The organism is Rhodococcus sp. PvR099, assembly GCF_017833315.1.
GTDB classification, from domain to species: domain Bacteria; phylum Actinomycetota; class Actinomycetes; order Mycobacteriales; family Mycobacteriaceae; genus Rhodococcus_G; species Rhodococcus_G oryzae.
Window position 1 is genome coordinate 3,525,401 of record NZ_JAFIBV010000001.1, and the last position, 14,191, is coordinate 3,539,591.

The 14,191-nt window shown below is 67.3% G+C and carries 13 protein-coding genes; 8 read left to right on the top strand and 5 right to left on the bottom strand.

Annotation, left to right across the window (positions count from 1 at the left end; translation table 11 throughout):
- Nucleotides 1-198: 198 nt before the first annotated feature.
- The 5 genes from JOE46_RS16165 (at nt 199) to JOE46_RS16185 (ending at nt 5,931) form a co-directional block, all read left to right on the top strand.
- On the top strand, nt 199-1,035 hold the full coding sequence (locus tag JOE46_RS16165; protein WP_097213062.1) for an SDR family oxidoreductase: 837 nt from the start codon (nt 199-201) through the stop codon (nt 1,033-1,035).
- Between the two features lie 12 nt (nt 1,036-1,047).
- The gene (locus JOE46_RS16170) at nt 1,048-2,352 is read left to right on the top strand and encodes an MFS transporter (protein WP_097213063.1); all 1,305 of its coding nucleotides are present in this window, start codon (nt 1,048-1,050) and stop codon (nt 2,350-2,352) included.
- 65 nt (nt 2,353-2,417) lie between these two features.
- Nucleotides 2,418-3,614 (top strand): glycoside hydrolase family 1 protein, encoded by a 1,197-nt coding sequence (locus JOE46_RS16175; RefSeq protein ID WP_209927841.1) that lies wholly within the window; start codon nt 2,418-2,420, stop codon nt 3,612-3,614.
- An 89-nt stretch (nt 3,615-3,703) separates the two neighbouring features.
- Nucleotides 3,704-5,032 (top strand): GDSL-type esterase/lipase family protein, encoded by a 1,329-nt coding sequence (locus tag JOE46_RS16180; RefSeq protein ID WP_097213064.1) that lies wholly within the window; start codon nt 3,704-3,706, stop codon nt 5,030-5,032.
- A gap of 23 nt (nt 5,033-5,055) precedes the next feature.
- A complete protein-coding gene (locus tag JOE46_RS16185) occupies nt 5,056-5,931 on the top strand; it encodes an alpha/beta hydrolase (RefSeq protein ID WP_097213065.1) in 876 nt (291 codons plus the stop codon).
- A 27-nt stretch (nt 5,932-5,958) separates the two neighbouring features.
- Here JOE46_RS16185 and JOE46_RS16190 read toward each other — a convergent pair whose 3' ends face one another.
- Together JOE46_RS16190 and JOE46_RS16195 are read right to left on the bottom strand one after the other, a co-directional pair.
- Nucleotides 5,959-6,756: an IclR family transcriptional regulator gene (locus tag JOE46_RS16190; protein WP_097213066.1), complete on the bottom strand. Its 798-nt coding sequence runs from the start codon at nt 6,754-6,756 to the stop codon at nt 5,959-5,961.
- A 9-nt stretch (nt 6,757-6,765) separates the two neighbouring features.
- Complete coding sequence (locus JOE46_RS16195) at nt 6,766-7,530, bottom strand: SDR family NAD(P)-dependent oxidoreductase (protein ID WP_245221071.1); 765 nt, start codon at nt 7,528-7,530, stop codon at nt 6,766-6,768.
- A 246-nt stretch (nt 7,531-7,776) separates the two neighbouring features.
- On the opposite strand from JOE46_RS16195, the gene JOE46_RS16200 reads away from it, so the two are divergent.
- The 3 genes from JOE46_RS16200 to JOE46_RS16210 all read left to right on the top strand — a co-directional run bounded on the left by JOE46_RS16200 (nt 7,777) and on the right by JOE46_RS16210 (nt 9,761).
- Nucleotides 7,777-8,175, top strand: a complete 399-nt coding sequence (locus JOE46_RS16200) for a helix-turn-helix domain-containing protein (RefSeq protein ID WP_179800635.1) — start codon at nt 7,777-7,779, stop codon at nt 8,173-8,175.
- A 35-nt stretch (nt 8,176-8,210) separates the two neighbouring features.
- On the top strand, nt 8,211-8,627 hold the full coding sequence (locus JOE46_RS16205; protein ID WP_097213068.1) for a VOC family protein: 417 nt from the start codon (nt 8,211-8,213) through the stop codon (nt 8,625-8,627).
- A gap of 186 nt (nt 8,628-8,813) precedes the next feature.
- A complete protein-coding gene (locus JOE46_RS16210) occupies nt 8,814-9,761 on the top strand; it encodes an alpha/beta fold hydrolase (protein ID WP_209927843.1) in 948 nt (315 codons plus the stop codon).
- Nucleotides 9,762-9,840: 79 nt separating this feature from the next.
- On the opposite strand, the gene JOE46_RS16215 is transcribed toward JOE46_RS16210, so the two are convergent.
- The 3 genes from JOE46_RS16215 to JOE46_RS16225 all read right to left on the bottom strand — a co-directional run bounded on the left by JOE46_RS16215 (nt 9,841) and on the right by JOE46_RS16225 (nt 14,094).
- A complete protein-coding gene (locus JOE46_RS16215; RefSeq protein WP_097213069.1) occupies nt 9,841-11,982 on the bottom strand; it encodes a 3-hydroxyacyl-CoA dehydrogenase NAD-binding domain-containing protein in 2,142 nt (713 codons plus the stop codon).
- A 31-nt stretch (nt 11,983-12,013) separates the two neighbouring features.
- Nucleotides 12,014-13,228 carry an acetyl-CoA C-acetyltransferase gene (locus JOE46_RS16220; RefSeq protein WP_077043968.1) on the bottom strand — a complete coding sequence of 405 codons (1,215 nt, stop codon included), beginning with the start codon at nt 13,226-13,228 and terminating at the stop codon, nt 12,014-12,016.
- 290 nt (nt 13,229-13,518) lie between these two features.
- Nucleotides 13,519-14,094 (bottom strand): ABATE domain-containing protein, encoded by a 576-nt coding sequence (locus JOE46_RS16225; protein WP_257017612.1) that lies wholly within the window; start codon nt 14,092-14,094, stop codon nt 13,519-13,521.
- Nucleotides 14,095-14,191 lie beyond the last annotated feature (97 nt).

A 14,191-nucleotide genomic window follows, 5' to 3' on the forward strand; every position in this document is an offset into this window, starting at 1 on the left:
TGTCCGATCTCCTCACCGTCGATTGACTGCGCACAGCCGGTCCAGCCGGTCAGCCTACGTTCCGAATCAACGTGCATCGACGCAAGTTCCGCGAATCCACGTTATGCAGACTGACCGATCGGTAGGCTACCCCAACCGACCGACCGCCTGGTCGGTTGGCTAGCTTCTACTGATCTACGTGACCGAGGAAGGACCCTGATGTCCAGATTTGATGACAGGCCGGCAGGCCGAACGGCGGTTGTCACCGGCGCGGCGAGTGGGATCGGCGCCGCGCTGGCTGCGGAACTCGGCTCGCGCGGCATGTCCGTCGTCGTAGCCGACATCGATGGCGATGGCGCACAGCGGGTCGCCGAGGGATTGCGCGCCAGAGGCGTGCGCGCGCTCGGCGTGCGGGTCGATGTGGCCGACCCCGAGTCCGTCGAGAATCTGGTGCGGGCCAGCTACGACGCGTTCGGCTCCGTCGAACTTCTCTGCAACAACGCCGGAGTGCTGCTGCTCGGAGATCTCGTCGACTCATCGATCGGCGACTGGCGGTGGCTGTCCGCCGTCAACGTCGAGGGCATGCTGAATTGCCTGTATGCATTCCTGCCCAGGATGCGGCGCCAGACCGGGTGGCGGCACGTGATGAACACGTCGTCGACGCACGCCTTCCTCCCGGACCCCGGGTTCACCGCCCTCTACAGCGCGGCCAAGCACGCCATTCTCGGGTTGACGCTCGGGCTGCGATCCGAGCTCGCCGCCGAGGACATCGGCGTCACCGCGCTCTGCCCGGGCCAGGCCGCGACCCGCATCCTCGACTCGCAGCGCAACCGCCCGACCGAGTTCGGCCGCCCGGCGACGGAGCCCTTCGGCACCGAGATCATCCCGATGGCGATCGAACCCGAGGACGTCGCGCGGCTCGCGGTCGAGGGCATCCTCCGCAACGAACCCATCGTCTTCGCGCTGCCCGAACACAGCCACGACCAGTTCCGGCAGCAGGTCCAGGATCTCTGGCGCCTGGCCGACAACGCCATTGCCGCCCAGAATGTGTCGTGAGGCGTCTGTGAGATGACAGACCCCCTCTCCCCCGCCGCTTCCGTCGAGGCGGACGGCCCCGGAACCGATATGTCACGACACAACACACGGGTCCGCGAACCGCGCTCCTATGTTGCCGCTCTCGCGCTGTCCTACTTCGGCTCCTACCTCGCGCTGATGACCCCGGTGATGTTCGCCCTGGCATTCAAACTGCAGCACATCACCGGAACGACGGAGAGCGCGACGCAGGCGCTCGGACTGGTCGCGGGCAGTGGTGCGATCGTGGGGATGATCGCCCAGCCGGTCGTGGGCCGCCTGTCCGATCGCACGCGCTCCTCGCTCGGCCGACGCAGGCCGTGGCTCCTGGGGGGCACCCTCGTCGGGGCTGCCGCCCTCGGATGCGTGGGGGTCGCCGACACCGTGCCACTGGTCCTTGTCGCCTGGTGTGTCGCCCAGGGCGGATTCGGTGCGGCGCTCATCGCCGCACAGGCGACCATTCCCGACCGGGTGCCCACGCGCAGGCTCGGACTGGTCTCGGGAATCATCGGAATCACCACCCCGCTCGCCATTCTCGTCGGAAGCGCCCTTGTCACAGTGTTGTCAGGCGATCTGGCGAGATTCCTTGTCCCCGGCCTGGCCGCCATCGTGTTGGCGATTCCCCTGCTGGCGCTTCTCGAGGATCCCCCGCTCCAGGGCACACCTCCGCCCTACGGCGTCCGAGAGTTCGTCAGTTCCGTCGCCTTCGACCCACGCGCACACCCCAATTTCTCCTGGGTGATGGCTTCCCGTTTCCTGGTGATGTTCGGCTATGCAGGAATCGGAACGTTCTTCCCCTTCTTTCTCGGCGAGAGGTTCCACCTCGGCGAGACCGATGTCGCGCAGGCGATTCTGGTGGTCAACGTGGTGGCGGTCGTGTGCCTCTCGCTGTCGGCGCCCATCGGGGGCATCGTGTCCGACCGGATCGGGAAGCGGCGGCCCTTCGTCGCTGTGGCGGGGCTGATCATGGCGGCAGGACTGCTGGCCTTGGCCCTCGCCCCCTCACTGGCAGTCGTCGTGGTGGCGCAGGGCATCATCGGCCTCGGCCTCGGTGCGTTCATGGCCGTGGACCAGGCCCTGGCCGTGCAGGTACTGCCGAATCCTGATGACAACGCCAAGGATCTCGGCCTGCTCGCCCTCGCAGGCACCCTCCCCCAATCCGTCGGGCCCGCGATCGCCCCGGTCGTCATCGGCCTCGGCAGCGCCACCTCCCTCGGCGGCTACGCGGCCTGGTACATCCTCGGCGCGCTTGCTTCTCTGGCGGGGGCGCTCGCGATCTATCGGGTCAGGGCGGTCCGCTAGCCCGCTGTCGACGGGCCCCGTCCTGGTCATCGACCACCGAACCAATCCACTGTGAGGACTGGACATTGACAACACTGAGAGACGATTTCCTCTGGGGAGCATCGAGTTCCGCCCATCAAACCGAGGGAAACAACACTGATGCCGACTGGTGGGAGTACGAGAACCTGTCGACCCCGTTCTTCCCCGAACGCAGCGGCGACGCCGTCGACAGCTACCACCGATACCCCGAGGACATGGCGCTGCTCGCCGAGGCCGGTCTCAACGCTTATCGCTTCAGCATCGAGTGGTCGCGGATCGAACCGGAGGATGGGCAGTTCTCCCGCGCCCAGCTGGATCACTACCGTCGGATGATCGAGACCACACGGGAACACGGACTCGAGCCGGTCGTGACGCTGCACCATTTCACCTCACCGCGCTGGTTCACCCGCGCGGGAGGGTGGCGCGATCCGGTAGCCGTCGAACGCTTTTCGCGCTATGTCGATCGGGTCTCGCAGATCCTGAACGGTGTCAACTGGGTCTGCACCATCAACGAGCCCAACATGGTCGCGCTCGGTATTCGGTACTTCGACCTGGCGATCGGCGCGGCTGACGATAACGCGAACGGCAGGCTGGAACCCGACTGCGAGGTCGGCGACGTCCTGGTGCGTGCGCACCGTGAGGCGGTGGAGATCCTCCGCACCGCCACCACCGCCAGGATCGGCTGGACGGTAGCGCAGCAGGCGTTCGAAGGAACACCGGGGAACGAGGGCGCACTCGCGCGGGCGAATCACACCTGGGAGGACAGGTACCTGGAAGGCGCCCGGGGGGACGACTTCTTCGGGGTCCAGGCCTACACCAGTCAACGAGTGGGAGCCGACGGACCGATCCCCCATCCGGCGGACCCCGGCAACACGCTGACGGGCTGGGCGTATCGCCCCGATGCTCTCGGCGCCGCGCTACGCCGGGCCTGGGACATCACCGAGCAGGTGCCACTACTGGTGACGGAGAACGGGATTGCCACCTCCGACGACTCGCGGCGAATCGCGTACACCACCGAGGCGCTCACCCATCTGGAGGCGGCGGTCGCCGATGGCATCGACGTCCGCGGCTACCTGCACTGGAGCGCGCTCGACAATTTCGAATGGGGGCGCTGGGCGCCGACGTTCGGCCTGATCGGCGTCAACCGCGAGACCTTCGCCCGTACACCGAAGCCGAGCCTCGCGTGGCTCGGGCGCGTCGCGCGGAACAACGGGCTCGAGCCTCCCGTGAGCCCGCCTCGATGATGCCTTCCCAGTCGAGGCGTCGATACGCTAACCTACCAACCACTCAGTCAGCTTGCGCAGCGCAGTGCGAGCAAGTCGGAAGGATCCGCATGTCACGGGATTTCAGGTACGGACTGCTCGCGGCGATCTGCGTGTCCGCCTTGGCGGCGACGAGTGTCACCGCCACCGCATGGGCGGGCGCGCCCGGCGCCGGATGCGGTGATCGACACTGGGTCAGCACCTGGTCCGCGAGCCCGACCGATGCGGTCGAGAGCACCGGTCCCGAGACGCCGGGCGGCGAGCAGACCTACCGCGTCGTGGTGACGCCACACCGCGGCGGAGACAGCGTGCGGATCCGGCTCACCAACCGGTTCGGAAGCGAACCCGTCACCTTCACGCGGGTGACCGTCGGACGCCAGACCCAGGGCGCCGCACTCGATCCGGATTCCGTCCGTCCCGTCACCTTCGCCGGCGGCAGCACGTCGACGACGGTCGCGCCGGGAGCGGACGTCGCGAGCGACCCCGTACCGATCACTGTGGAGGGATTCGAACCGCTGTCGATCAGCATCCACACCGACGGCCGGTCAGGTCAGGTCACCGGGCACGCCAGCGGGAACGCGACGAGCTACTACACGCCGCCCGGGCTCGGGGACCACACCGCGGACCTCGCTGGCGACGCCTTCAGCCAGACCACCACGCGCGTGCCGTTCGTGTCCCAGGTGGACATGCTGGCCCCGGCCGGCGTCACGACGGTCGTGGCCTTTGGGGATTCGGCCACCGACGGGCATGTGGGTGCCGACTTCTTCGGCACGCAGCAGGTTGCCGGGGTCGTCGATCAGAACGTGCGCTACCCGGACTTCCTTCAGCGTCGGCTCGACGAGGCAGGCAGCGATGTGGTTGTCACGAATGCCGGAATCGGCGGAAACCGATTGCTCTCCGACGGACTGGTCCCCGCACTCGGGCGGGCGGGCGAGTCCCGGATCGAGGCCGACGTGCTCACCCAGCCCGGTGTCACCGATGTGATCGTCTGGATCGGGATGAACGACCTCGGCATGCCCATCGGCGCACCGTACGAACAACTCGTCACGGGATACACGAGGGTCATCGACCGGCTACACGACGCGGGCCTGCGGGTTCATCTCGGCACCATGATGCCCGCGTCGAACGGGCTCGCCGACGGACTGACCAGCTTCCCGCCTGCCGATCCCGTTCGGGTCCGGGTCAACTCGTGGATCCGGTCCCAGCGACTGTCCGACAGCGTGATCGACTTCGACGCTGCCGTGCGTGACCCGAACAACCCCAGCATCCTCGAGCGCAGGTACGCCAGCGCGGACAACCTCCACCCGACCCCCGACGGATACCGGCTGATCGCCGACACCGTGGACATCACCGAGTTCACAGGGAACGAATGCACCGCCGTGAACGGATCCGATAATTGACTGTGAAGACTGAAAGGAACTGCATGGCTATGGGTTTCAAGTACGGACGTGCCTCCGCGGCCTGTGCGGTCCTGACGACCGCGATCAGCCTGTTCACCGCCGCCGTTGTGAATGCCGGTATACCCGAACCCGCGGCCACGGCCGAATCGGCTCCTGGATCGGTGACCACGGCGGACCTCGAGTACCCGACAGGCCATGGCCCCGGGGCGATGACGGTCTACACCCCAGCCGGCAGGGCATCCCCGGCGCCGGCGATCGTCATGGTGCACGGCGGCGCCTGGGCAAAGGGTTCACGTGCGCTGCTCGACGAGGAAGCCCGCAAGGCCACTGCCGAGGGCTTCGTCGTGTTCAACATCGACTACGAACTGGCAGCGCCTCGAAACCCACGCCAGTACCGGGACGTGATGGCCGCGATCGAGTACATCCACACTCACGCAGACGATTTCGGGGTCGCCGCCGATCGGATCGGCGGACTCGGGACATCGGCGGGCGCACACCTGCTCATGCAGGCCGTGACCGCGGGGCACGCCCCGCTGAAGGCGGTGGTCGGGTGGTCCGGTCCCTACGACCTGACCGTCCAGAGCACCCCGAAGGACACCGCATTCTCGATCGCCGCGGCCGCGGTCCATCTCGGCTGTGTGTCCACCGTCAGCCCGTGCGCCGAGCTGGCTGCCGACGCGTCGCCGATCCGGCACGTCTCGGCGGGGAATCCACCGGTGCTCCTGTTCAATTCGGCCGACGAGTTCATGCCCGTCGAGCAGATGACCGCGTTCGCCGATCGCCTGCGTTCCGTCGGCACCCCGGCGGAAACCCTCGTGATTCCCGGATCGAGGCACGCGGTGGCGTATTCGGACGCCGCGCTCGCCCCGACTCTTGCCTTCCTCCAGCAGCGCCCCTGAGGGGACCGCCCCGAGACGGAGCCCTGCCTAGCCGACGGGATCGCCGGAGGGGGCGGCCTGCCGTACGCCGCGGGCGATCTCGGCGGCGGCGGTCTGCACCGCCGCACTCATCCTGCGGTCCGTGGTGATCCGGCTGAGCGGTCCGCAGATCGAGAGGGCCGCTGGTGTCGGGTGCCCGTGCGCGATCGGCGCGGCGACACACCCGAGGCCGGGCAACGCCTCACCCCGGTCGTAAGCGACCCCCTCGACGGCGACCCGATCGAGCTCGTCCTCCAGCTCGCGCCTGCCGCCGGACCTCTGCACGTCCCGCCGGTTCAGCCGACCGAACACCGGCTGGTCGAGGGCCTCCCGCGGGAGGGAGCTCAGCAGCGCCTTGCCCACCGCCGACCGGTGCGCCGGGTACCGGCCACCGATCCGCGACGGGATCTTGGCGCCGAACGAGCCGGAGATCTTTTCCCAGTAGACGCCGTCGGCCCCGTCGAGGAAGGCCAGGTGGACCACGGCCCCCGTGGATCGGTGCAGCTCCTGCATCGTCGGCAGGGCGGTCCGGTGGAACCAGTGGTTGCGCACCGCCCTCGATCCCAGCTCGAACAATCGGACGCCGATCTCGTACCGCGTCCCGACCCGGGTAAGCCACCGCCTCTGCACCATCTTCTCGAGCAGTCGGTGAGCTGACGACGTCGGGATCCCCGTCAGTCGAGACGTCTCACTGAGCGTGAGGTGCCCGCAGTCGTCGAGTGCCTGCAGAACCAGCTCGATCCTGTCGAACATCGCCATCGATTGCATCTGCTCACGGTCGTTCACCGCCACGACGTTCTCTCTCATCCGAGTCGGCTAGACGCCGAATCCGCCGGACACCGAGATCTGTTGCCCGGTGATGTAATTGGCCTCGTTCGATGCCAGGAACACGCATGCCGCCCCGATGTCGGCGGGCTTGCCCCAGCGCTTGAGCGGCACCAGCTTGTGGACCTCGCGTTCCCACTCCTCGTCGAAGACTCCCTGCGCCTTGAGCTCCAGGAACATGCCGGCCTCGATGACACCGACCAGCACCGAGTTGGCCCGGATGTTGTGCGCGCCTTCCTCCTTCGCGATGCCGCGGATCAGCGATTCGTTCGCTGCCTTCGGGATCACCGACAAGCCGTCGAGCGCCGGGAACCAGTGGTCACCCGCGGACCCGAGGTGGACGAACGAACCCCCGCCATGTGCACGGAAATGCGGCAGCACGGCGTGCGCGGCGGTGAACAGTCCCAAGGCCTCGATCTCGATCGATCGTCGGTACTGCGCGGGTGTCGTCTCGGCGACGGTGATCTGGTCGACGACCGGGCCGGCTCCCCACACCACCGTGTGGATCCGCGAGTGTTCGCCGATCACCTCCCCGAGCACGCGAGAGACGTCCTCGTCGGCGCGGACGTCGACCTGGTGCGCGCTCGCCTTCACCCCGAGCGCCCGCAGCTCGGTCACCGTTTCCTCGGCCACCTCGCGCTTGGAGTTGTAGCAGACCGCGACGGCACTGCCGGCGCGGGCGAACTCCCGGGCGACGCCGCGCCCGATACCGCCGCTACCACCGAACACCAGGGCGGCGCCCTCCGGAAAGCTCAAAGTCAGCATGTTCGTGCCCCGTTCGTATCCGATCCGAATCCCGCGACACCCTCGGACGCCGCGCGCTGTGTGTGACCGGTTGCCGTCTCGGTGTGCTCCAGGCCACACCGGCTGAACGTAGTGTCCGCATCCACCGCCGAACATACGGTTTCCCTCGTCGCGGGAAACACCAGGTCACCGGGCCGGTCGACGCTGTCGACCCGCACCTTCGCCACACACAGGTAGCCCAGGTGATGAGATGACACTGTGAGCCGCGCACAGGAGGAAACCAACCGGCGGATGCTTCGCGCCCGCGACGCGATGGACCGCATGTACGCGGATCCGCTCGACATCCCGACACTCGCCCGAATCGCCCACGTTTCCGAGGCGCACTTCATCCGGACCTTCCGTGCCACCTTCGGGGAAACCCCGCATCGCTATCTTCAACGGCGACGGGTCGAGCGGGCGATGTTCCTGTTGCGTGAGACCGATCGGAGCGTCACCGACATCTGTTTCGAGGTCGGCTTCTCGAGTCTCGGAACGTTCAGTAGAACGTTCCGAGACATTGTCAAGGAACCCGCCACCGACTACCGCAAGCGTAACCACGAGATGCCCGTCCCCACGTGCTTCGTGCGGTCGTGGACGCGACCGAGCAGTTTTGGATAAGCACGCGAATCCGCGTACTGCTTACAGTGATTGGCATGTACAAGGCAATCACGCAATCGCAGATATTCGTCCTCGACCAAGACGAGGCACTCGACTTCTACGTCAACAAGCTGGGCCTCGAATTGCACACGGATCAGGACCTCGGCTTCATGCGCTGGCTGACAGTCAACGTGCCGGGCGATCGGGGCCGCCAGATCCTGCTGGAGAAGCCGGGCCCTCCCGCGATGAACGAGGCCATGGCGGCGCAGGTCCGCGACATGGTGACAAAGGGCGCGATGGGCGGGTGGCTGTGCATCAGCACCGATGATGCCCACAAGACCTACGAGACACTGAAGGCCCGGGGTGTCGAGCTCACCGACGAGCCGACCGAGCGACCGTATGGCGTCGATTTCGGAATCCGTGACCCGTTCGGGAACGCCATCCGCATCGGGCAGATGAATACGCCTGCGTAGCGTAAAACACCTGCCGTCTCATCGAATTCACCATCCAAACCCGCTAGACCAAGACAGGCACGGCAGCCCGCCCGATCGCTGCTAGGCGATCGTGCGGGAATTCGGCGATCCCACACAGCACCTCGATCGGCGTCATCACCGACGACCGGGAACGGCCCTGCATCGAACCAATCAGGAGTGGACGCCATGAAAACGATCACCAGGTCGCTGCACGTTTTGGCCGCCGTTGCTGTTTCCGCCGCGCTCATGACGGGATGCACCACTGGCAACGCGGAGGGCATCGACACCGCGCAAACCACAAGCACCGGCCCTCAAGCACCCGGCGCAGACAGGGCAAGCGACGACGGCGAAGGCCGCTACGCCGCGATCAACGGCCTCGAGTTGTACTACGAGATCCACGGCACCGGCCGACCCCTCGTCCTGATCCACGGGGGCCTGGACACCATCGACTCCGCGTTCGGCACACTACTGCCGGAGCTCGCGAAGACCAGGCAGGTGATCGCCGTCGAGCTCCAGGCCCACGGGCACACGGCCGACATCGATCGCCCGCTGCGCTACGAGCTGATGGCCGACGACATCGCCGGCCTCGTCTCGCACCTCGGACTCGAGAAGGTCGACGTCCTCGGGTATTCGCTTGGCGGCGGCGTCGCCCTGCAGCTGGGAAGCCGAAACCCGGAGCTGGTGAACAAGCTGGTGGTCACCTCGGCCCCCTACAGAAGTGATGGGTGGTACCCCGAGGTTCGGGCCGGAATGGCGGCGATGGACCCAGACGCCATGGTCGGGACCCCCATGCACGAGATCTACGCCCGGACCGCACCGAAACCGAACGAGTGGCCCGCGCTGGTGACCAAGACGAGGCAACTGCTCGGCGAGGACTACGACTGGACGGCTTCCATCGCCTCGATCACGGCGCCCACACTCGTGGTGATCGGCGACGGCGACAGTGTTCGCCTCACCCACGCGGTCGAGCTGTTCGGCCTGCTCGGCGGCGGAAAGGCCGATGGCGCAATGGGCGGCGCCCCGAGCTCCCGGCTGGCAGTCGTCCCCGGTTCGCTGCACTACAACATCCTGAGCCACGGCGACCTGTTGTTGCCGATCATCTCCCCGTTCCTCGACGGGCCCGCCCCGAAGTGACCTCGACCTCGGGCCGAAAATGCCGAAGGCCCCTTTCGTTCGACACTCCGAACGAAAGGGGCCTTCGGGCGATTGGAGCCTAGGCCTTCAGCGAGGCGGGCGGGGTGAAGCGCTCGCCGTACTTGGCGGCGAGCTCCTCCGCGCGCTTGACGAAGCCGGCCTTGCCGCCCTCGTAGCCGAGGACGTACTGGTGCACGCCACCGGTCCAGGCCGGGAAACCGATGCCCATGATCGAGCCGATGTTGGCGTCGGCGCTGGTCATCAGGACGCCCTCGTCGAAGCACTTCTGCGTCTCGATGGCCTCGATGAACAGCATCCGCTCGATGAGGTCCTGGATCGGGGCCTGGTTCGAGCCCGAGTTGAACTGCTCACGCAGTCCCGACCAGAGGCCGGTGCGCTTGCCGTCGACGTAGTCGTAGAAGCCCGCACCGCCGAGGCGGCCCTTGCGGTCGTTGCCCTCGACGAGGAAGTTGATGACGTCGCCTGCCGGATCGGCGGGCAGTTCCTTGCCCTCGGCCAGCGCCGCGGCCTTGGACTCCGCGCGGATCTTCTGCATCAGCGTCAGGTTCAGCTCGTCCGAGAGCTGCAGCGGCGCCGCCGGGTAACCGGCCTGCATGCCCGCCTGCTCGATGGTGGCCGGCTCGATGCCCTCGGCAACCATGCCGATGGCCTCGTTGATGAAGGTGCCGATGACGCGCGAGGTGAAGAAGCCACGCGAGTCGTTGACCACGATCGGGGTCTTGCGGATGGCCTGGACGAAGTCGAACACCCGGGCCAGCGCCTCGTCGGAGGTCTTCTCACCGCGGATGATCTCCACCAGCGGCATCTTGTCGACGGGCGAGAAGAAGTGGATGCCGATGAAGTCTTCCTGGCGCTTGACGCCGGTCGCGAGACCGGTGATCGGCAGCGTCGAGGTGTTGGACCCGAGCAGCGCGTTCGGCTCGACGAGGTCCTCGATCTCCTGGAACACCTTGTGCTTGAGGTCCTGCGACTCGAACACGGCCTCGACGACGAAGTCGACGCCCGCGAAGTCCGCCGCGTCTGCGGACGGGGTGATGCGCGCCAGCAGGGCGTCCGACTTCTCCTGCGTGGTCTTGCCGCGCGAGAGGGCCTTGGCCTCGATCTTCTCGGAGTACGCCTTGCCCTTGGTCGCCGCCTCGATGGTGACGTCCTTGAGCACGACCTCGAAGCCGGCCTTCGCCGAGACGTAGGCGATGCCCGCGCCCATCATGCCGGCGCCGAGCACACCGATCTTCTTGATCTCGGTCTTCGCGACGCCCTCGGGACGCGAGCCGCCGCCGTTGATCGACTGCAGGTCGAAGAAGAACGCCTGGATCATGTTCTTCGCGACCTGGCCGGTGACCAGCGAGGTGAAGTAGCGCGACTCGATGGTCAGCGCGTTGTCGATGTCGACCTGCGAGCCCTCGACGGCCGCGGCCATGATCGCGCGCGGGGCCGGCATGGGCGCACCCTTGAGGGTCTTGCGCAGGTTCGCCGGGAAGGCGGGCAGGTTCGCCGCGAACGCCGGGGTGGCGGGGGTGCCGCCGGGGATCTTGTAGCCCTTGACATCCCACGGCTGCACGCCGGACTCGGGGTTGGCCTTGATCCACGCCTTGGCGGCGGGGACGAGCTCCTCGACGGAGGAGACGACCTCGTCGACCAGGCCGACCTCCTTGGCCTGCACCGGTCCACGCTGCTGGCCCTGCAGCAGCATCTGGGTCAGCGCGGTCATCAGGCCGAACATGCGGACGGTGCGGACGACGCCGCCGCCGCCGGGGAGCAGGCCGAGGGTGACCTCGGGCAGGCCGATCTTGACGCCCTTGACGTCCGCGGCGATGCGGTGGTGGGTGGCCAGCGCGATCTCGAGACCGCCACCGAGCGCGGCACCGTTGATGCAGGTGACGACCGGCTTGCCGAGGGTCTCGAGGCGACGCAGGTCAGCCTTCAGCGTGACGCTGTGGTTGAAGATCTCCTCGGCGTTCTCGGGGCCGACCTTGATCATGTTCTTGAGGTCGCCGCCGGCGAAGAAGGTCTTCTTGCCGGAGGTCAGCACGACGCCGGTGATGGCGTCCTTCTCCGCGTACAGCCGGTCGACCGTGGCCTTCATCGAGGCGATGTAGGCCGCGTTCATGGTGTTCGCGCCCTGGTTGGGGTCGTCGATGGTGAGCACGACGATTCCGTCGGCGTCCTGCTCCCAGTTGATGATGTTCTGCTCGCTCACTGCTTCAGTTCTCCTGGTAGTCCGGGCCGCGTCAGACGCGCTCGATGATGGTGGCCACGCCCATGCCGCCGCCGATGCACAGCGTGATGAGCGCGTAGCGGGCGTTGCGCCGCTCGAGCTCGTCGACCATGGTTCCGGTGATCATGGCGCCGGTGGCGCCGAGCGGGTGGCCCATCGCGATGGCGCCGCCGTTGACGTTGAGCTTCTCGTCGGGGACGTTCATGTCCTTCTGGAACTTGAGCACCACGGACGCGAACGCCTCGTTGATCTCGACGAGGTCCATGTCCTCGATCGTCAGACCCGCGGCGGCCAGCGCCTTCTTGGCGGCAGGCGTCGGGCCGGTCAGCATGATGGTCGAGTCGGCGCCGGAGGTGGCGGTGGCCACGACGCGGGCGCGCGGGGTCAGGCCCATGTCCTTACCGGCCTGCTCGGAGCCGACGAGCACCAGCGCGGCGCCGTCGACGATGCCGGAGCTGTTGCCGCCGTGGTGGACGTGGTTGATCTTCTCGACGAAGTGGTACTTCTGCAGCGAGACGGCGTCGAAGCCGCCCATCTCGCCGACCGTCGCGAACGCGGGGGCGAGGGTGCCGAGCGACTCCGCGGTGGTGCCGGGGCGCATGTGCTCGTCGTTGTCGAGGATGGTGATGCCGTTGAGGTCCTTGACCGGCACGACGGACTTGGCGAAGTAGCCGCCCGCCCACGCCTTGGCGGCCAGGTCCTGCGAGCGCACCGCGTAGGCGTCGACGATGTCGCGGGTGAAGCCCTCGATGGTCGCGATCAGGTCGGCACCCACGCCCTGCGGCACGAAGTAGTTGTCGTAGTTGGTGGCCGGGTCCAGCGCCCACGGGCCGCCGTCGGAGCCCATCGGGACGCGGGACATCGACTCGACGCCGCCGGCGATGACCAGCTCGTCCCAGCCGGAGCGGACCTTCTGCGCGGCGATGTTCACGGCCTCGAGGCCGGAGGCACAGAAACGGTTGAGCTGCACGCCGCCGACGGTGTCGGGCAGGCCGGCATCGTTGACCGCGATGCGCGCGATGTCCATGCCCTGGTCGCCGACCGGGGTGACGACACCGAGGACCAGGTCCGAGATCCGGTTCTCGTCAAGGTCGGGGAAGCGCACGCGCAGCTCGTCGATCAGGCCGGTGACCAGCGAGATCGGCTTGACCGAGTGAAGCGAACCGGTCTTCTTTCCTCGGCCACGTGGGGTTCGGATGGCTTCATAAATGAATGCCTCTGTGGTCACTGTGAGGTGTTCCTTCCTGTGCACGGCTCCGCCGCGTGCGTGGTGTTCGCAATGGCAGTTCAAAACGTCATCGCCGGGCGCCGACTCGAGCGGCGCCTGACCCGAGGCATAGACCTCGACGCAAGCCATACTAGAACTCGTTTCAAAATTGGGTCTAGGACCGAACCGAGCGGGCTCTGTGACCGTTGCGATCCTCGCGATGGGCCGGGGTCGGGCTCGGTTCTAGCGATGTGCACGGTCCAGCCCGCCGGCGGTGCTCAGCCCGGAATTGCGCGCGGACGTCGGTCCGTTCAGGAACCGGACCGCTTCTGGCGCTGACGATAGGCGCGCATGGACACCTGTGAACCGCACCCGGGGCTGCAGAAGCGGGCCGCCCGGTTGCGGGTGCGGTCGACGAAGCCGAAATGGCACGGCGGGTTGCAGCACGCCTTGATCCGCGTCCAGTCACCGCCGCGCGCCACCTCGGTCACCGCGGCGAGGATGGCGCCAAGAGCACCGGGGACACCGGTGGATCCGGCGGCGAGCTGCGCCGACTCCGTGGTGATGACCGTCGTCAGGGGGTAGCGGGTGCCGGCCTGCCGGAGATACCTCTCCGCGTCGGCGATCCGGGCGTCGTCGACCGCGGGGTCACCCGCGTGTGCCAGGAAGACCGTGACCAGCGCATCGCGGAGCTCTCGCGCGGCTGCCGCATCCGAGTCGGTCACGACGGTGTCGGTGGTGAGCAGGTCCTGCTCGACGGCCCAGTCGGCGAATCCCATGGCCGTGCCGAACACCTCGGTGTTCCCCGCGCCGTCGGCCCTCGTGTTCACGAACCGCAACACCAGATCGGGGCGGCTCGGCGTCGGCGACTCATGCACTGCGTCCACCCCCGACACGATACACAGCGGATGCGTCCGTATGGCAAAGGGCCGCAACATCTGAGCTGTTGCCCTCGGGATGTTGCGAGCTAACGTGTTACGGTCG

What these genes read in the sequence shown, in the direction of transcription:
- JOE46_RS16165 (WP_097213062.1), top strand. Translation starts at nt 199, where the DNA reads ATGTCCAGATTTGATGACAGGCCGGCAGGCCGAACGGCGGTTGTCACC.
- JOE46_RS16170 (WP_097213063.1), top strand. Translation starts at nt 1,048, where the DNA reads ATGACAGACCCCCTCTCCCCCGCCGCTTCCGTCGAGGCGGACGGCCCC.
- JOE46_RS16180 (WP_097213064.1), top strand. Translation starts at nt 3,704, where the DNA reads ATGTCACGGGATTTCAGGTACGGACTGCTCGCGGCGATCTGCGTGTCC.
- JOE46_RS16185 (WP_097213065.1), top strand. Translation starts at nt 5,056, where the DNA reads ATGGCTATGGGTTTCAAGTACGGACGTGCCTCCGCGGCCTGTGCGGTC.
- JOE46_RS16190 (WP_097213066.1), bottom strand. Translation starts at nt 6,756, where the DNA reads ATGAGAGAGAACGTCGTGGCGGTGAACGACCGTGAGCAGATGCAATCG.
- JOE46_RS16205 (WP_097213068.1), top strand. Translation starts at nt 8,211, where the DNA reads ATGTACAAGGCAATCACGCAATCGCAGATATTCGTCCTCGACCAAGAC.
- JOE46_RS16210 (WP_209927843.1), top strand. Translation starts at nt 8,814, where the DNA reads ATGAAAACGATCACCAGGTCGCTGCACGTTTTGGCCGCCGTTGCTGTT.